This is a genomic window from Chryseobacterium sp. X308, from assembly GCF_020733145.1.
GTDB classification, from domain to species: Bacteria; Bacteroidota; Bacteroidia; order Flavobacteriales; family Weeksellaceae; genus Chryseobacterium; species Chryseobacterium cupriresistens.
Window position 1 is genome coordinate 534,407 of record NZ_JAJFZH010000001.1, and the last position, 17,994, is coordinate 552,400.

A 17,994-nucleotide genomic window follows, 5' to 3' on the forward strand; every position below is an offset into this window, starting at 1 on the left:
CAGTTTCTAATTTTTTTATCAACCTATTTCCAATTCCATGACAAAATCTTTTGTTGTAAAAGAATACATATTTACTTTTATTTTCTGGCTTGTATTAGCGATTGTATTGTGGTTTAATTTCCAGAGTACAACAGAAAGTTATCTTGCGATGACCCAGGCTGCAATCATTGCGGCATTCTCGTTTACATTTACTCATTTTTTAACCAATAAGCTTCTTCCGAAAGCACTTCGGGAAAAGAAAATGAAACTGTTTCTGGTACAGCTGGTCATGGTGATTTTCATGCTTAGTCTGGTTTTCTCCGTTATATTCACCTATCTTGAAGTGGAACCCAAAGATGAGCTTCCGGACAACTTCAGAGATCATTTACCTTTTTTGTGGAAAGGCTTTTATATGTCCCTGCCTGCCTCTTTTCTGATCAACGGAGCAGCGTGTGGTGTAAAATTTTATAATGAACATGGAAGAATAGAGCGTGATCATATTCTCCTTCAGCAGGCTCATCTGGAAAACCAGCTCAAGCTTCTGCAGGATCAGATCAACCCTCATGTGGTATTTAATATCCTGAATCATATTCATATTCTGATGAAAACTGATACCCAGCTTGCCGATTTTTTACTGATGAAATTTTCGGATATTCTCCGGTATCAGCTGTATCATTGCAATCAGCCACTGGTTCCTTTGGATAAAGAGATTGAGTATCTCCAAAACCTTGTTGAGGTAGAAAAACTAAGGTGGGGAAACGAGCTGGACGTAAAAGCCCAATGGCAGATCAATAACAGAAAAGCTTCTATTGCTCCGCTACTTTTGGTTCCTTTCATAGAAAATGCATTTAAATACGTTTGCAGGCTTCCGGGACATAAAGGTTATGTGAAAATCTCCTGTAAAGAAAAGAATAACAGTCTGTATTTTTATGTCGAAAATTCCTATTCGGATATGGCAACCTATAAAAAGAAGGACGGAACGGGCGGAATCGGTCTTCAAAATGTAAAAAAACGTTTAAAATTACAATATCCGGACTCCCATGATCTGAATATCGAATCCGATAATCACATCTTTAGAATAACATTAATACTAACATTATCTGACAGTTATGAGCTCTAATATTCCTAAAATGAAATGCCTTATTATTGATGATGAGCCTCTGGCGAGATTCCATCTTAAAGAACTGGCCGGTCAGATTGATTTTTTATCGGTTGAAGGAACATGCGCAACAGCATTGGAAGCCGACGCGAAGGTAAAGGAGAGTGAAATAGACCTTCTTTTCCTCGATATCAATATGCCTTATCTTACGGGCCTTGAATTTCTGGAACAGCTTGAGAATCCTCCTTTATGTATTCTCACTACCGCTTATTCCGAATATGCGCTGGAAGGATTTCGGCTGCAGGTGGTTGATTATCTTTTAAAACCCATTGCCTTCAACCGGTTTTACCAGGCGGTAAATAAGGCTCAGCAGCAATTTATCATCAGTGAAAAGCTGAAAAAAAACACTTCGCTGGATGATCCTTTCCTGTATGTGAGACAGTCTGATAGTTTCATAAAAGTTTCCTGGGTTGATATTCTGTACATTGAGAGTATGCAGAATTATACCAGGCTTCATTTTAAAGATAAATCATTGATTATTCATCAGACGATGAAAGCTATTGAAGAATCACTCCCTTCGGATCATTTTTTCAGGATTCATAAATCATACCTCATCAATATTACCCATATTGATATGATTTCCGGAGGACGTCTTTTTATTAATAAAATTGAGCTTCCCATTTCCCGGACCCGCAAAGAAGAATTGCTTAACCAAGTGGTTTATAAGAAATTAATCAGTAAGTAACTGAAAGAAGCCGGAAACGGGGAATGTAATAATTCCGGTTTCCGGCTTTTTTTAAGGCAGATTCCAGCGTAATGATACTGCAGCGTAAAATGTACTTGAAAATCTTGGATCAGCTATTTTTTTGTCTCTGAAAATGCTGCTGATTTTCCGGTCATTTTCACTAAAGCTTCTCAATATCGCTGTTCCTCCCGTGAGACGTACGGTGAGCCTGTCATTGATTTTTAATTCCGGCCTGAGCCCTGCAGTGATCTGCTGATACCCTAACAACATCGATTTTCCGTTTATACTTCTCTCTGCCGTCATTCCGTTCAGTTCTACAACGGCTTTTAAAGCAAATTTATCCGAGAAAAGATATCCGGCTTCCATTCCTTCCGGGAAGTTGATCTTGAATTTAATCTTTCCGTTGGTTTTCCAGTCGAAATAAATCCATGGTAAAATCATAGGGACCCCAAAAGCAGTAGTTAGCACCGGCCCGGCTCCTAACGAAAGGTTTGGATTAAAATGCCTGATAAACAAAATTCCGCCCTGCCCCAGTACATCATCGAAATCTATTTTCTCAAGGTCTGTATATACTCCTACGGATGCCGTCATCATCATACTCCACTTTTTACCTAAAGGTCTCATATGCTGTATTCCGACCTGTGCGTTCAGCATCTGATCCGGAAATAATGCTGTTTCGTAATTTTTGTGAGTCATCTTTGCGTATGATCCGCTCAGCAGCATAGACCATGCCCTTACTTTTCCATCATTATCTTTTTTTACAGACAAAGGAATGCTTAGATTCAAATCTACTCTTTTAAAATCGCTTTTGGAATTGGTCTTTGTACTGTCTTCCGGACGGATGTAATTGGATGCAGGAATGTATTCTGTTTTAAGCTCTGCAGAGAGCCCGGACTGTGCATTTATCCAGTATCCTAATGGTAATATACAGCATAAAGCTGTCGAAAGGGTTCTTTTCATATTTTAAATTTTATGCAAAGAGAACCCTTTGACCATTTTTTACAAAAATTACTTGATTAAGTGCCCGGATTGTATGACAACAGGATCAAATACGAGGATTAATTTCCAGGTTGGGCAACCAATGCTGCAGTCACTTTTTGAGTCTTAAAGATACGATACCCGAACCATACAGCAATCAACGCCATAGCAGAACGCGTTACCACCATTGGAATAATAGAATCCGCTTCCAAAAAGCCAAGTAAAGCTGACATTAAAAATGTAACCATCAGCTGCATAAAACCAAGTAATGCAGCAGCTGTTCCTCTTCCCTCTTTGAATGGCGATAAGGCATGAGCTGATGTGATGGGAAATAATATACCAATTGCCAGCAATGACAGATACAGCATTGCAATTTCCAATGCTACAGAAAGATTTTCAGCCGCAATCAATATGTGAAGTGTACATACCACCAGCAACACAATGGTAGCAGCGAATAAAAGGGTGGAATTGCTTATTCTTTTGATCAGTTTAGGCGTAATATAAGCTGCCGTTATCAATGCTAAAGAATTAAAAGCAAAAATAAAGCTGAATGTGCTGCTCGAAAACCCATGGATCTCCATGAATAAAAACGGGGCATTGGAGATGTAAATAATCAAAGAGGCAAACGCGATACTTCCCACGATGGTACTGTTGATAAAATCCCTGTTGGAGATAATCATTTTCAACTGATCCTTTAATCCTTTTTCATCCGGTATCTCATCATCGGAAAGCTTGATTCTGGTATTGGTTTCCGGTACATACTTATAGACCATGAAAAATGTGATCAGTCCCATGATGCATAAAAAAGCAAAAGAACTATTCCAGCCCCAGAATTTAAGGAATACACTTCCCAACAGAGGGGCCACAATGGGTGCGATTCCACTGATCTGCGACTGCTGCGAAAAGATGGTGACTGCTTTATGCTTATCATAGAGATCAATAATAATAGCCCTTCCGATTACAATCCCGGCGCTTCCACCAAATGCCTGCAGAAAACGCATGGCCCACAAAACATAAATATCTGAGGTAAAATAGATGGCGGTTGCTCCTATAATAAAAAGTAAAAGCCCGCAATACAGCATTGGTTTACGCCCTTTTTTATCAGATAAAGGCCCCCACAAAAGCTGCCCGAATGCAAATCCGGCAAAGAACACCGAAATAGAGATCTGAATATGCCCGATATCCGTTTTAAAGATTTCGGCCATACTTGGGAAAGCGGGAAGATAAAGATCTATACTTAACGACTCCAGCGTGTTGAGCAGTGCAAGAATAAACACTACAATACTTAAATTCTTCTTCATAAATAACAATAAGCCTTCGCAGGCGATTTTTTCAACTGCAAAATTGCTGTAAAAAGCATCGCTTTTCAATAAAAGAACTGAAGGAAGTATAGGACAAACTGAAGATTTAAACTGAACAACAAATGAAAAATATTAGTTTATCCCCATTATTGTGGTAAATATTGAGGATTATCTTTTTTCATTATTCTTAAAATTGTCGGGATTTTGCCCCGTATGTTTCTTGAAAAACCTTGAAAAATATGAAGCATCGTTAAATCCTAGTTTAAAAGCAATTTCCTTCACCGTGAGCGCTCCGAAGCTAAGCTCTCTTTTCGCCTCGAGGACAAGACGCTGAGAAATCATCTTTTTTACAGTCGTTCCTCTCAGATGGCGCACAATATCATTAAGATGATGGGTACTTATCTTTAACTGATCGGCATAAAAACCAGTCTCTTTGTGTACGATATAATGTTTGTCAATAAGTCCCACCAGCTCCTGAATACGCTGGCGGTCATTCAATAAAGGCTCCTGAGGGATAATCTGCTCCCCGATGATGATACAAAATGCTTTCAGATAAGCCTTTAAAAGTGCTGTTCTTGATTTTGTTATATACTCCTGCTCCATCAGAGATATGATTGTACTGCAGGTTTTTTCATTTTTCGGATGTAAAAAAAAGGGAAGCTCACCTCCGTTAAGTACTGATTCTATATCACATACTTCGCTGAAAATTTCCCTGCTTATTGCCATTGCATACCCTTCCTCTCCTTCCAGCTTCATATTAAAAGCCTGTCCTGGTGCAATGATACAGATCTGATTGTTCTGAAGCTGATAGCTTTCAAAATCCAGTTCCAAGCGGCTGTTTTCATACACCTCCCTGAACCAGATGATTTCAAAAAAGTTATGCCGGTGAACATCATGAAAATTCTCCGGGCCCGCTGCGCTCAGTGTACTCATCTGAAACTCTTCAGAGGTCAGATGGTGAACGGGAATTTCTTTTTCAGGCGTAATCATTATTATGGTGTAAAATAATTAACTGGAAACAAAAACCACAGCAAAAAAAGTGCTGCGGTTTTCTTACAATATTTAAAATTAAATATAATTTTTCAATTTTATTGATATGCTTTTCCAGCCTACCTTTCGTTCAGCTGAAAACAAAATAATAAATTAAGCTCCAGATGCTCACAAAAAATAAGACAAAAACGAAAGACTCTTTCAAGTTCTGATTTCGTTTTTTTATGTAATGTTTATATAAAGTAACTATTACAAACGTTATAATTACTAAACATGGTAGTACTGTAAAAGTATACATTTTATTGGTTTAAAAAAGCATCCCATCCCTGAGCAGTAAGGGCTACCAGTTGGTTGGATCCTCTTGCCACCATAAAGTTTCCATCTTCTTTTTCTACGGCATGTCCTATAATGGTAAAATCCGGATGGTTTTTAATTTTATCAAAATCATTTGGTGAAATCGTGAACAGAAGTTCATAATCTTCACCACCGCTTAAAGCAGTCATTACAGGGTTTAAGTTCATTTCATCTGCCGTAGAAATGGTAAGATTATCCAACGGAATTTTTTCCTCATACAATCTGAAACCTACTTTGGATTGGTCTGAAAGGTGAAGGATTTCGGAAGCCAGACCATCTGAAATATCAATCATAGAAGTTGGTTTAATATCCAGTTCTTCCAGGATTGTTTTAACGTCTGTTCTTGCTTCAGGCTTCAGTTGTCTTTCCAGGATATAATCATAGCCTTCCATTTCAGGCTGCATATTCGGGTCAGCAAGGTAAACCGCATGTTCTCTTTCCAGAATCTGTAACCCCATATAGGCTCCACCTAAATCTCCTGTTACAACAAGAAGATCATTTGGTTTTGCGCCGCTTCTTTTTACGATGTTTTCTTCATTTTCAATTCCTACAGCCGTAATGCTCATCACCAGCCCTGAGTTGGAGCTTGTTGTATCACCTCCAACCAGATCAACTTTGTACCTTCCGCAAGCAGCCTGAATTCCGGAATAGATTTCTTCTAAAGCTTCCACAGGAAAACGGTTGGATACCGCAAGGGAAACCAGTATCTGTGTAGGCGTCGCATTCATCGCAGCAATATCACTTAGGTTTACGACCACCGCTTTATACCCTAAATGCTTTAAAGGAACATAGCCCAGGTTAAAATGAACTCCTTCCGCCAATACATCTGTTGTTAGAACTACTTTTTTGCTACCTGGATTAATGACCGCCGCATCATCTCCTACTCCAAGTTCTGAAGATTCATTGGATAACGGAAAATACTCTGTCAAATGTTTAATAAGACCAAATTCTCCTAATTTTGAAATGGGCGTCAGCTCCTGTGATTTATCTTCAAACATGATTTTTTGTATTAATGCTTAATGTAAAAAGTATGAATGATGTAAAAAATTGCTTCTCAAACTTTAAACATCAAACCTTGAATTTTAAACTTTGAATTATCGAGTAAGTTCTGCCGGGTCAATATTGTGCGGGTGGAAAGGAAACTTCTTGAAGTCTTCCTTTGATAGTACAACAGTGTCCGGGGTTTTATATTTATTCATTGCTTCCACTACATCATCCGGCGGAGTGGTCATTTTTCTAAGCATCATATCAATCCATACGCCTGTAGCTTCTGCCGTGGCACAGTGCATTCCATCCGGTGTATAGAATTTGTGTACGAAACGGTAGATGGAAGAATCTTCTGCACATCCGTCTATTTCCACACTTACAATTACCGTCTGATCTGCATAGATCTCTTTGAAGAAAGAATATCTTTCATGTAGGATCACCGGGCCGATTCCCCATCTGCTCAGCTGGGTAACCCCCATTTTCTCTTTAGTCATAAAAGCCATTCTGGCCTGTGCACAATATTGCACATATGATGAATTGGCCAGGTGCTTGTTGGCATCAAGATCGCTCCATCTTACTTCAAATTTATGGTAGAAAATCATATGAAAATCGTTTTTGATATAATTAAAATTATAATCTTCAAAAATACTCAAATAAGATGGTTTATAAAAATTGTACTTTTGAAAAAATAATCTTCCGCATAGGATTACCCATACATGAAACAGATCATTATTATCGGAGGCGGTGCTGCAGGCTTTTTCTGTGCATCTAATCTTGACGAAAAGAAATATACTATTACGATTTTAGAACAGAACTCAGATGTCCTTCAGAAAGTTAAAATTTCCGGAGGCGGACGCTGTAATGTGACGCACGCATGCTTTGATCCAAGAGAACTGGTTCAATTTTATCCCCGTGGAAATAAAGAATTGCTAAGTGTCTTTACTAAATTTCAGCCTGGTGATACGATGGAATGGTTTGACCAGCGTAATGTTCCGTTAAAAATTGAAAATGATAACAGAACTTTTCCGGAAAGCAATTCTTCCCAGACTATCATCAATACTTTCCTGAATGAAACTCAAAAGAAAAATGTCACTGTGCAGACAAAATGTACGGTAAAAGAGATTGAAAAGCAGGACGAAAAGTATATTGTAAAGACCAATTCTGGAGATTTTGAAGCCGATTATATCGTTTATACAACCGGAAGTTCGCCAAAATCATTGAAAATCGTTGAAAATCTGGGTCATAAGATTGTGGATCTTGTTCCTTCGCTTTTTACCTTCAATATTAAAGATGAATTGCTGAAAGACCTTCCGGGAACAAGCTTTGAAAATGCAGGAATTTCTATTCCTAAGCTGAAAACCGATGAAAGCGGACCTTTGCTTATTACGCATTGGGGGCTTTCCGGGCCTGCTGTTCTGAAAATTTCTGCATGGGAAGCGATAAGCCTGGCAAAGTTGAAATACAACTTTGAAATTGAAGTGAATTTCGTTTCTGTTGAAATAGATGAAGCGGAAGAAATGTTCCAGAATTTCAAGCAAAGCAATCCTAAAAAAACGATCGGACAATCTAAGATCTTTGATATTACCAACCGGTTCTGGCAGAAAATTTTAGAGATCTCAAAGGTCGATCTCAACAAACAGGTAGCTAATATTTCCGGAAAAGAAATCAAGAAAATACTTGAAAACCTCTGCCAAAAGAAATTTCAGGTGACCGGAAAATCTACTTTCAAAGATGAGTTCGTAACAGCTGGAGGCGTTGATTTAAAGGAAATTAACTTTAAAAACATGTCTTCCAAATTACTTCCTAATTTCTATATCGCCGGAGAGGTTTTGAATATAGATGCCGTGACCGGAGGATTCAATTTCCAAGCATGCTGGAGCGAAGGATGGCTGATTGCACAGGATCTCAACAGCTTATAAAAAATGATTACTTTTAATAAAAACTAAATACATGAAAAAAAATTTCGGTTTCTTTCTTTTACTCTGGTTCTTTTTAGGATACAGCCAGGAAAAAACAATTGTCTCTGACTGGACATCATTCACGCAAGCTGTCAATATAGAGCGTAAACAGAATTGGAACTTCCGTATAACGGCAAAAATCAGAAAAGAGAATGAGGATAATGGCTCCAATTGTGGGTTATGGTGCAGAATAAATAATAAAGATGAGTCTACCAGTTTCTTTGAAAATCAATATTATGGAATCCAGGTAACCCGTGAATGGAAAACCTACGAAATAAAAGGAACCATCAATCCATCTGCGAAGACCATGACTATCGGAGCATTTGCTCAAAATAACGGGGATTTTTATTTTGACGATTTTAAGCTGGAAGTCAATGATGGAAAGTCAAAAAAGTGGATTGAAATCCCTTTGGAAAATTCAGGTTTTGAGAAAGATATTACATCAGGTGGCTGGTTTGAAGGAATCCATTCTCAGAAAATAAAGCACGTAAAGCATTTTACCATTGAAACTTCGGATTATCAACCATTCAGTGGCAGCAAATCTTTGTTGATCAAAGGTCGTGGCATTATAGGAACAATGCCGGAAGGAAAATTTATGGATGTTAACGGCATCAAATTATATTATGAAACCTATGGAGAGGGAGAACCGGTTCTTATGCTTCATGGTAATGGACAATCTATCAGTGCCTTTATGAACCAGAAGGACACCTTTGCTAAAAAATATAAAGTGATTATTGTCGATTGCCGTGAAAGGGGAAGATCTACTTATGACAAAACAAAAGAACTTACTTTTGATATTCAGACAGAGGATATTAAGCAGTTTTTAGAGAAGCTGAACATCAAAAAAACAAAGATTCTGGGCTGGAGTGACGGAGGAATTCTCGCACTGTCTATGGCCATGAAATACCCCGAAATGGTAGACAAAATTGCCTGTTCAGGAGCCAATATTTTTCCGGAAGGAGTCAAAGATCATGATTTAAAATCCATGAAAGAAATGCTTGTAAGCCTTACTAAAGAGAACAAAGACCATAAAAATGACATCTTTATTGATCTTCTGAATCTGGATTTGAAGTATCCTCAATGGAAGTATGAAGACCTGAATAAAATTCAGTGCCCATCATTGATCATTGCTGGTGATAATGATCTTATAAAAACAGAACATACGGTAAAAATCGCAGAATCTATCCCAAAAGGACAATTAGCTATTATCCCCAATGCCAATCATTATGTTCCTGAAGAAAAACCGGAATTATTCAATGAGTTAGTGATTGATTTCTTTGAAAATAAATAACCTGAATACGATAATATTAATCATGAAAAAAACACTAGCATTCATTTTATGTCTTGGATTTGGACTCGCATTTTCTCAGGTAAAGGAAACTGAAATTCTACCGGCTAAAGATCAGTCTGAAGAGCATGTTTTGTCGAAAGACTCAAAATCTGCAGAATATCCCGGAGGATGGATGGCACTTCGAAAAGATATTGCTGACAGAATAAGGACGAAAAAAATAAATGTGGGAGGAATAGAAGGAGCAATCACAGCGAGGGCAAAGTTTATAGTTAATATCAAAGGTAAAATAGAAGATATCACAGTAACTGGTGATAATGCCGATTTCAATAAAGAAATAGAAAGAGCTATAAAATCTCTGAAAGCCAAATGGAAACCAGCAGAATCCAAGGGTCGTATTGCTCGTAGCTATTATACTTTTCCTCTTACGATAAAACTTGATTAACAGCCGATGCTCTCTGCCAAAAGAAATACTGCCTTTTTCTTTAAAATCCTTTTGGTTTTAGGATTTGGGTATTTCTTTTGGCTGATGCTTAAGATTACATTAGAATATATTCCTTTTAATCCTGAAGTCAGCTTTCTGATGATTAAACAGACAGAAGTATCAGAAAGACCGGAATATCTTTCGTTTTTCTATACTCATGTTTACACGAGCATTTTTGTGCTTCTTTCAGGTTTTCTTGCCTTGCTCAGAAAGAATTTTGGATTCAAAAATTTCCACAGGAATATGGGAAAAGTATATATTTTTCTCATTCTGATTTTTGCAGCACCTTCAGGAATTTATATGGGAGTTTTTGCCAACGGAGGCCTTCTGTCAAAAATTTCTTTTATTATTTTAGGCTTTTTATGGTGGTTTTCAACGTTGAAAGCGTATCAGCTGGCAAGAAAAAAAAGGTTTAAAGAGCACAAACAGTGGATGTGGCGGAGTTTCGCGTTTACGTTATCTGCTGTTACCCTGAGAATGTGGAAGGTAATTATTGTATATTTATTTCATCCCAACCCAATGGATGTCTATCAGATCATTGCATGGCTGGGCTGGATTCCCAACATCCTTATTATTGAATATTTAATCACAAAAAAACTTATATGAAAATTCTAAATTACACACTGATTTCCCTGCTTACAGTTTCTCTGTTAAGCTGCAAAAAAGAGGGAAAGACTACTGAATCGGGAAAAGATTCTCTGACTGCAAAGAAAGACTCTGTGATAATCCCCGAGGTTCACAAAGAATATTACGGAATTTATACCGGTGAATTTGCCGGCATGGAAAAGGTTGTTGACCCAACAGACGGCTCAGAATATGATGTCAGCAACTACAAGAGGATTTCTTTAAAGATCAACAGAATCACCCAGGATAGCGTATATGGACAAAGTATCGTAAATGGGAATCAGCGCCCGTTCAGAGGTGTTTTCAATGAATCCACGGCATCTTTTGTGCTTGATGAACCGGGCAATGACAAAACAGACGGAAGATTTGAAGTAAAATTAAAGGGAGACAGCTTAACCGGAAAGTGGAATGCTTTTGATAAAACAATGGTTAAAGCACCTTCAAAAACGCTTAAACTGACCAAAAAAGAATTTGTCTATAACCCGAATTTTATGCTGGATAAGGATTCTGACCTCGTAGACTGGTCAAACCCGAAAGAGTTTACCGAAAAATACACCGATGAAGAAACAGGAAAAACAGAAAGCTATAAAACCTCTAAAAACCGTATAGCCTCTGAAGCAATTTTCAGGCTGAATGCATCCAAACAGAAACTCACAGAAAAAGACCTTAAAAATTTAAGAAAACTGGATCTCGAGATCATCAAAAATTCTGTATTTGCAAGACATGGATATTCTTTCAAAAAAGAAACCTACAGAAATTTCTTTGAGCAGACAGATTGGTATATCCCTGTTTCTAATAATGTAGACAATGATCTTTCTCCTCTGGAAAAAGAAAATGTGGCTTTACTGAACCGATTTACCAAATATGCAGAGGATAAATATGATAGTTTTGGAAGATAGAGAATAGGTGTCAGGTTGCAGGGATTAGGGATTAGGGGTTGAGGTTAAGCCATCACTGTTTGTAATCTTTACGAAAATATATAGCAGCAGACAGCCTATGGCATAGCAAAGGTTATCAATCCAGGAAAAAGAGTTTCCTATGACAATATACATCAGGCTTCCAGGACGGAAGCCTAGTTTTTCTGCAATATGGAAATACTGTGCAAATTCTACCGAAAAGGAAAAAATAAGAATTCCCGGAATCAGCTTCTGATCATTTACTTTTACAAAACTCTTTACAAACGTGTAAAGAAGCATGACCACAATCACATCTCCAAGATATGCTCTCACAAAGAAAATATCACTGAGTTTGGTGGCAATCAATACTTCTGTCAGAAAAATAAAAATTGTAAGAAGGATATATTTCAGGCTGAATCGGAATTTCATTTCAAATTGGGATTAGGCATAAAAAATCGGTATTCAGGGAACACCGATTTATTTTTATGGGAACAAATATATTATTTCTTTACTTTGATTGTACATCCGATGGCTACAGTTTTAGATGTTTTAACCGTTTCCCCCTTGATCAGAGCATTTACTGCATCCTGTGCATAATATTCCGATACATCATCCGGGTTATCATAATTATTGTCGATAGCACCAATGTATTTTACGATATTCTTTCCGTTTTCTTTTTTCAGTACAAAGACATGGGGCGTCTTAGTTGCTCCGTACTGCGGATAAATTTTCTGTCCCTCATCGACAAGATAAGGAAAAGTAAATCCTTTCTCCCTCGCTCTTTCAATCATCTGCTCATAACCGTCTTCCGGCTGTACGTTGGGATCATTCGGATTGATGGCAATGACCGGATATCCCAGAGCTTTATACTTTTTGTCCAGCTCAATAATCCTGTCTTCATATTTCTTTGCGTACGGGCAATGATTGCAGGTGAATATAACAATGAATCCCTTTGCGCTTTTGAAGTCACTTAACGAAACCATTTTCCCGTCAATATTTTTAAGCTTAAAATCAGTGGCTTCATCCCCTATTTCGTAGCCTTTTACAGATGAAACATTCACGCTCTTATCTGTAGTCTTATGATCATCTTTCGTTGTAAAGTTCAGTAATCCCAGCCCAACGACCAATGCGGTCATTACAATTTTCAGGTTTTTCATAATCGATTATTTATTACAGGTTTTCTTTAATTGTTTTTTCGAGATCTTCTTTGCTCATTTCACCGTCATTGAAATAGATTTTTGATCCGTTTTTATAGAACAGCGTTACCGGAATATTCCCGTCCCAGTCTTTTTCAAACCTTGGAATCCAGGTATTCATTCTCTTGATATCATCCAACAGAAGTACTTCTGCAGTAAGGTTTTTATTTTTAATGAATTTAATTACTCTTTCTTTATCAGCTGACCTGTCCAATGAAACCAGAATCATCTTATACATCTGATTACCTGCATATTTAGTATTTACTTCCATAAAATGAGGCAGCTCTTTTACACATGGGCCGCAGGTTGTAGACCAGAAGTTCACAACAAGCAATTTATCATGTTCCTGCTGAATACGCTTCTCCAGGTCTTCATATTTTACGACAGAAACTTCCGTCTGCTGGGCTTTGAAAACCGAGCAGCACACAAACAAGGCTAATATTTTTACTATATTTTTCATTTTTAAAATACAAACAACTACAAATCATCAATATACAAAAATAAAATTCACCTATTGGATCAATTTCTTATAAAAGAATAATTTATTTGTCCATTGATTCATTTTTTTGATATTTTTACGGCTTAAATTAAAACCATGAAAAAAGCTTATTTACTGCTGCCAGTTTTCTTTTTGGCATCCTGCTCAAGCAGCAATGATGATACAGATTCATCCAACAACAATCAAAATAATAATGATAACAGCCCGGTTTTAGTAACAAAAATGGTTGCTGACGGAGAGACCTCAACCTATACTTACAATGGCTCAAAAATCTCCCAGATTAAAAACATTACCAATGGTGAAGTGACCTCTTTCAGCTATTCAGGAGATCTGATTACCCAGCAGGTAACAACGGGTTCAAGTACCAGCTATAAAACAACATATGTTTATGATGGAAGCAGCAGATTGAGCAAAAAAACATACAGTGAGACTTACCTTACGTCCGGAACTATTTCTACGGTAGAAACCAATTATAACTATCTTTCCGGTAATAGTGTAAAAATCACGTATACAGCAAGCTTTACCGGATCTTCAGCCGTAAGAACAGGCAGCAAAACGGCCACATTAAATGCCGACGGTTCTCTTAGCAGCTGGACAGAAACAGCATCAGTACCCAGTAATACAGGCGGTTTTCACAGTGCAACAGGTGCTTTACAACCTATTGTGTATGATACCAAAAATGTCCCTTTTAAAAATATAACAGGGTTTTTAAAAATTATTGATACGGAAGATGAAAACGGATCCGTACACAATATACTAAGTTATAATCATGTTCTTAATTATAACAACGGAGCAGGAAGTGGGGAATGGGGAATCTTTAAATGCGTTTATGAGTATAATAGCAGCGGATATCCTACAAGGAATGTCAAAACATACTATAATAAAACAGGAACTGGGGTAACAAATAGTGAAATGAACACTTACGAATACAATCATTTATAATACAAGGGAGCGCTTAAGGCGCTCTTTTTGTTTTCATTAACACATATGTTAATTTTATCACAATTGATGGAATTATATGAATGGTTTTGTATATTTGGCTTGAATCAAAAACTAAATTACCATGAAAAAACAAAACATTCAGCCCAAAAAGCTTACAAAAAGTGAATTAAAAAGAATTAACGGAGGAGCATTTTCTCCAAGGTGTCTGCGCGGATTCTGCATGCTGCCTGACTCTGTCGAACCGGTACCGGGTCTTGTAGGAAAAGACGGTTTCTGCTGTTAATGCATACAAATTAAATAAAACAATAACCCTAATCAAATCATCATGAAAAAATCAAACGCTCAGAAAAGAAAATTAACAAAAAGCGAACTGAAAGAAATTAACGGAGGTAACGGACCTGTTGTATGCCCGGAAGGACTTTGCGACAGAGGGGACGGGGAATATGTAATCGGGCCCGTAGGAAGAAACGGATACTGCTGTTAATAACAAAAGCTTTGTTAGATACTAAGATTGAGGTGCGGCCTCAATCTTTTTTTGTGAAGGAGAAATCTTTTGCAAAAAGTTAACAATTTGAATCACAATATTTTGTAGCTATTAAAATAACTTGTAAATTAGCTTTTACCAAATTAAAATTATTATGAAAAATTCAAAAAATCAGAAAAGAAAGCTTAGCAAAAATGAGCTGAAAGAGATCAGCGGAGGAGCCAACAGACCGATCTGCCCAAGAGTAATAAGCTGCACAGATCCGAATACCGGAGAAGAGCGATACGGAGTTCCCGGCATGCAGGATGGATTTTGTTGTTAACCAGGTTTATACTATTTAAACAAGGAATATGAAAAATTCAAACCTGAAAACGAGGAAACTCAACAAAGCTGAGCTCAAGAAAATCAACGGCGGGGCAGCTGCCTGCGCTGAAGGTTTATGCAAACTAAGAGGAGTCAGCCACTTCCTTATTATCGGCCCGAGGGGCAGTGACGGTTACTGTTGCTAATCAGACTTTTAGCATTTAAAAAAAATGATTGGATTACCCTCCAATCATTTTTTTTATCGCATTCAGCTTCATTAAAGCTTCAATCGGTGTTAACGTATTGATATCTATTTTCGTCAGTTCTTCACGAATATTCTCCAGAACAGGATCATCGAGCTGGAAGAATGAAAGCTGCATATTTTCTTCTGTCACTCTTTTAATGCTTTCTGAAGTACTTCCACTTCCCTGAGTTCTGCTCGCTTCAAGTGTTTTAAGAATTTCATTGGCCCTGTTTACCACTTTAGCAGGCATCCCGGCCAGTTTTGCAACGTGGATACCGAAACTGTGTTCGCTTCCGCCCGGAACAAGCTTTCTCAGGAAAATGATATTTCCTTTGTTTTCCTGAATAGAAACGTGGAAATTTTTCACCCTTTCGAAATTGACGGTCATTTCGTTCAATTCGTGATAGTGCGTAGCAAATAATGTTTTTGCCTGCGTTGGATGCTGATGAAGATATTCTGCAATCGCCCATGCAATAGAAACTCCGTCATAAGTAGAAGTTCCACGGCCGATTTCATCTAATAAGATCAGGCTTCGTTCTGAAATATTGTTCAGAATATTGGCTGCCTCGTTCATTTCTACCATGAAAGTAGATTCTCCGGCAGAAATATTATCGGTAGCTCCTACCCTTGTAAAGATTTTATCCAGCATCCCGATCTCCGCATGTTTTGCAGGGACAAAACTTCCAATCTGTGCCAAAAGACATACAATAGCGGTCTGACGCAGAATTGCCGATTTACCGGCCATGTTCGGTCCGGTTACCATAATAATCTGCTGCGAATCCTTATCTAGGAAGATATCATTCGGGATATATTTTTCTCCTAACGGAAGTGCATTTTCAATGATCGGGTGTCTTGCTTCTTTTAAATCGATAGCATAACCGTCATTCAAAACGGGCTTTGTATAACTCTCAGATACAGCAAGTTCAGACAATCCCGCTGCCACATCAAGCTGGGCAATGATATTGGAATTCCCTTGAATCTGATCAATGTAAATCATTGTTTCTCCACATACATTTCTGTACAGTGATGTTTCCAGAACGCCTATTTTTTCTTCGGCACCAAGAATCTGGTTTTCATATTCCTTTAATTCTTCGGTAATATATCTTTCAGCATTTACTAAAGTCTGCTTCCTTACCCAGTCATCAGGAACTTTATCTTTATGAGTGTTCCGAACTTCAATATAGTATCCGAACACATTATTAAAATCAATTTTAAGGCTGGTAATTCCTGTTCTTTCAATCTCTCTCTGGCACATTTCATCTAAGAAACCCCGTCCTTTGCTCTGAAGGCTTCTCAGTCTGTCCAGCTCTTCAGAAACCCCTTCCTTAATGATATTTCCTTTGGCAATACTTACCGGAAGTTCTTCATTAAGATGATTCTGCAGGAATTTAATCAATTCTTCCAGATCAAATAAAGGCTCTAACCACGCCAGCACATCTGCATGAAGATGCAATAACGCTTTGATTTTATGGATATTAATTAAACTTTGGCGTAAATACCCAAGTTCTTTAGGTGAAATTTTCTCTGCGGCCAATTTTCCCATTAATCTGTCAAGATCTGAAATTGATTTCAGAAGCTGGCAGATTTCATATTTCAGAGGATCATTTTCGTTTAAGAAATCAATCAGGGAAAGTCTCCTCATAATCTCATCCACCGATTTTAAAGGAAGAATAATTCTTCTTCTCAACAATCTTCCTCCCATGGGAGTAGATGTTTTATCAATGATATCCAGCAGAGATTTCCCCTGCGGATTGCTTGGATAAACAATTTCAAGGTTTCTCAGGGTAAAATTATCCATCATCAGATAATCTTCCTGAGGAATGATCTGCAGTTTCGTAATATGGGCCAGCAGATTATGATGGGTATCTTCTACAAGATACGCAAAAATAGCTCCTGCTGCTGTAATGGCCAGCGGAAGACCTTCCACTCCAAAACCTTTTAAAGAATTGGTTTTAAAGTGATTGGTTAATTTTTCATAGGCAAAATTATATTGGAAAGCCCAGTCTTCAAGCTTAAAAGCATTTTTATTTTTGATCTGCTCCGGAATCTGTGTGCTTCTCTGGAAAATAATCTCACTCGGATCAAAAGTATTGATAATGTGCAAAAGCTTTTCCAGGTTTCCTTCGCTTACCAGAAACTCTCCTGTGGAGATATCCACTAAAGCAATTCCGTACTTCTCTTTTTCCTTGTGTAATGAAAGAAGGAAGTTGTTCTTTTTGGAATTCAAAACCTGATCATTGAAAGTAACGCCCGGTGTAACTAATTCAGTAACACCACGTTTTACAATTCCTTTCACCATTTTAGGGTCTTCCAGCTGATCACAGATTGCAACCCTCATCCCGGCTCTTACCAGCTTGGGAAGATAAGAATCTATTGAGTGATGCGGAAATCCTGCAAGCTCTACACTGCCTTCTCCATTGTTTCTTTTGGTAAGAACAATACCCAGAATCTGGGATGTTTTCACGGCATCCTGCCCAAAAGTTTCATAAAAGTCTCCCACTCTGAAAAGTAAAAGCGCATCCGGATACTTACCCTTGATGGTATTATACTGAGTCATTAATGGAGTTTCCTTCTTCGTTTTTGCCATAGTAAAAAATGAGCCCCAAATTTAAAAAAATAAATTCAGGGTAATAGAATTGTTTA

At 37.7% G+C, this 17,994-nt stretch carries 20 protein-coding genes; 11 read left to right on the plus strand and 9 right to left on the minus strand.

Annotated elements, in window-relative coordinates; all coding sequences use genetic code 11:
- Positions 1-37 precede the first annotated feature (37 nt).
- Positions 38-1,099, plus strand: a complete 1,062-nt coding sequence (locus LIV57_RS02380; protein ID WP_227941262.1) for a sensor histidine kinase — start codon at positions 38-40, stop codon at positions 1,097-1,099.
- Positions 1,089-1,823 (plus strand): LytR/AlgR family response regulator transcription factor, encoded by a 735-nt coding sequence (locus tag LIV57_RS02385; protein WP_227941263.1) that lies wholly within the window; start codon positions 1,089-1,091, stop codon positions 1,821-1,823. The genes LIV57_RS02380 and LIV57_RS02385 overlap by 11 nt, the downstream gene beginning before the upstream one ends.
- Positions 1,824-1,874: 51 nt before the next feature.
- On the opposite strand, the gene LIV57_RS02390 is transcribed toward LIV57_RS02385, so the two are convergent.
- The 5 genes from LIV57_RS02390 to LIV57_RS02410 form a co-directional block, all read right to left on the minus strand.
- Positions 1,875-2,783, minus strand: a complete 909-nt coding sequence (locus LIV57_RS02390; RefSeq protein ID WP_227941264.1) for a DUF6268 family outer membrane beta-barrel protein — start codon at positions 2,781-2,783, stop codon at positions 1,875-1,877.
- A 98-nt stretch (positions 2,784-2,881) separates the two neighbouring features.
- The gene (locus LIV57_RS02395) at positions 2,882-4,102 is read right to left on the minus strand and encodes a multidrug effflux MFS transporter (RefSeq protein WP_227941265.1); all 1,221 of its coding nucleotides are present in this window, start codon (positions 4,100-4,102) and stop codon (positions 2,882-2,884) included.
- A 168-nt stretch (positions 4,103-4,270) separates the two neighbouring features.
- The gene (locus tag LIV57_RS02400) at positions 4,271-5,092 is read right to left on the minus strand and encodes a helix-turn-helix domain-containing protein (protein ID WP_227941266.1); all 822 of its coding nucleotides are present in this window, start codon (positions 5,090-5,092) and stop codon (positions 4,271-4,273) included.
- A 299-nt stretch (positions 5,093-5,391) separates the two neighbouring features.
- Entirely contained in the window at positions 5,392-6,444 is a 1,053-nt protein-coding gene (gene thiL / locus LIV57_RS02405; RefSeq protein WP_227941267.1) for a thiamine-phosphate kinase, read from the minus strand.
- Between the two features lie 96 nt (positions 6,445-6,540).
- On the minus strand, positions 6,541-7,035 hold the full coding sequence (locus tag LIV57_RS02410; RefSeq protein ID WP_227941268.1) for an acyl-CoA thioesterase: 495 nt from the start codon (positions 7,033-7,035) through the stop codon (positions 6,541-6,543).
- Positions 7,036-7,149: 114 nt separating this feature from the next.
- Here LIV57_RS02410 and LIV57_RS02415 point away from each other — a divergent pair, with 114 nt between their 5' ends.
- From LIV57_RS02415 to LIV57_RS02435, 5 genes are read left to right on the plus strand one after another with little or no spacing between them, the layout of a single operon-like run.
- Positions 7,150-8,352, plus strand: a complete 1,203-nt coding sequence (locus tag LIV57_RS02415) for an NAD(P)/FAD-dependent oxidoreductase (RefSeq protein WP_227941269.1) — start codon at positions 7,150-7,152, stop codon at positions 8,350-8,352.
- Positions 8,353-8,383: 31 nt separating this feature from the next.
- Positions 8,384-9,682, plus strand: a complete 1,299-nt coding sequence (locus tag LIV57_RS02420; protein WP_227941270.1) for an alpha/beta fold hydrolase — start codon at positions 8,384-8,386, stop codon at positions 9,680-9,682.
- A 22-nt stretch (positions 9,683-9,704) separates the two neighbouring features.
- Entirely contained in the window at positions 9,705-10,124 is a 420-nt protein-coding gene (locus LIV57_RS02425) for an energy transducer TonB (protein WP_227941271.1), read from the plus strand.
- A gap of 6 nt (positions 10,125-10,130) precedes the next feature.
- Positions 10,131-10,769, plus strand: a complete 639-nt coding sequence (locus tag LIV57_RS02430) for a DUF2306 domain-containing protein (RefSeq protein WP_227941272.1) — start codon at positions 10,131-10,133, stop codon at positions 10,767-10,769.
- Positions 10,766-11,686, plus strand: coding sequence for a YARHG domain-containing protein (locus LIV57_RS02435; RefSeq protein WP_227941273.1), 921 nt, complete (start codon positions 10,766-10,768; stop codon positions 11,684-11,686). Before LIV57_RS02430 ends, LIV57_RS02435 begins: the two co-directional genes overlap by 4 nt.
- A 24-nt stretch (positions 11,687-11,710) precedes the next feature.
- Here the strand turns inward: LIV57_RS02435 and LIV57_RS02440 are convergent, their stop codons facing one another.
- The 3 genes from LIV57_RS02440 to LIV57_RS02450 all read right to left on the minus strand — a co-directional run bounded on the left by LIV57_RS02440 (position 11,711) and on the right by LIV57_RS02450 (position 13,339).
- The gene (locus tag LIV57_RS02440) at positions 11,711-12,112 is read right to left on the minus strand and encodes a DUF2809 domain-containing protein (RefSeq protein WP_227941274.1); all 402 of its coding nucleotides are present in this window, start codon (positions 12,110-12,112) and stop codon (positions 11,711-11,713) included.
- 71 nt (positions 12,113-12,183) lie between these two features.
- Positions 12,184-12,840 (minus strand): thioredoxin family protein, encoded by a 657-nt coding sequence (locus LIV57_RS02445; RefSeq protein WP_227941275.1) that lies wholly within the window; start codon positions 12,838-12,840, stop codon positions 12,184-12,186.
- Between the two features lie 13 nt (positions 12,841-12,853).
- Entirely contained in the window at positions 12,854-13,339 is a 486-nt protein-coding gene (locus LIV57_RS02450) for a TlpA family protein disulfide reductase (RefSeq protein ID WP_227941276.1), read from the minus strand.
- Positions 13,340-13,474: 135 nt separating this feature from the next.
- Between LIV57_RS02450 and LIV57_RS02455 the strand changes: the two genes are divergently transcribed.
- The 4 genes from LIV57_RS02455 to LIV57_RS02470 all read left to right on the plus strand — a co-directional run bounded on the left by LIV57_RS02455 (position 13,475) and on the right by LIV57_RS02470 (position 15,126).
- Positions 13,475-14,320 carry a hypothetical protein gene (locus LIV57_RS02455; protein ID WP_227941277.1) on the plus strand — a complete coding sequence of 282 codons (846 nt, stop codon included), beginning with the start codon at positions 13,475-13,477 and terminating at the stop codon, positions 14,318-14,320.
- Between the two features lie 121 nt (positions 14,321-14,441).
- Complete coding sequence (locus LIV57_RS02460; RefSeq protein ID WP_171006249.1) at positions 14,442-14,603, plus strand: hypothetical protein; 162 nt, start codon at positions 14,442-14,444, stop codon at positions 14,601-14,603.
- 42 nt (positions 14,604-14,645) lie between these two features.
- Positions 14,646-14,804: a hypothetical protein gene (locus tag LIV57_RS02465; RefSeq protein WP_162800871.1), complete on the plus strand. Its 159-nt coding sequence runs from the start codon at positions 14,646-14,648 to the stop codon at positions 14,802-14,804.
- Positions 14,805-14,958: 154 nt separating this feature from the next.
- A complete protein-coding gene (locus LIV57_RS02470; RefSeq protein ID WP_202842062.1) occupies positions 14,959-15,126 on the plus strand; it encodes a bacteriocin in 168 nt (55 codons plus the stop codon).
- Positions 15,127-15,346: 220 nt separating this feature from the next.
- On the opposite strand, the gene mutS is transcribed toward LIV57_RS02470, so the two are convergent.
- A complete protein-coding gene (gene mutS / locus LIV57_RS02475; protein WP_227941278.1) occupies positions 15,347-17,938 on the minus strand; it encodes a DNA mismatch repair protein MutS in 2,592 nt (863 codons plus the stop codon).
- Between the last annotated feature and the right edge of the window lie 56 nt (positions 17,939-17,994).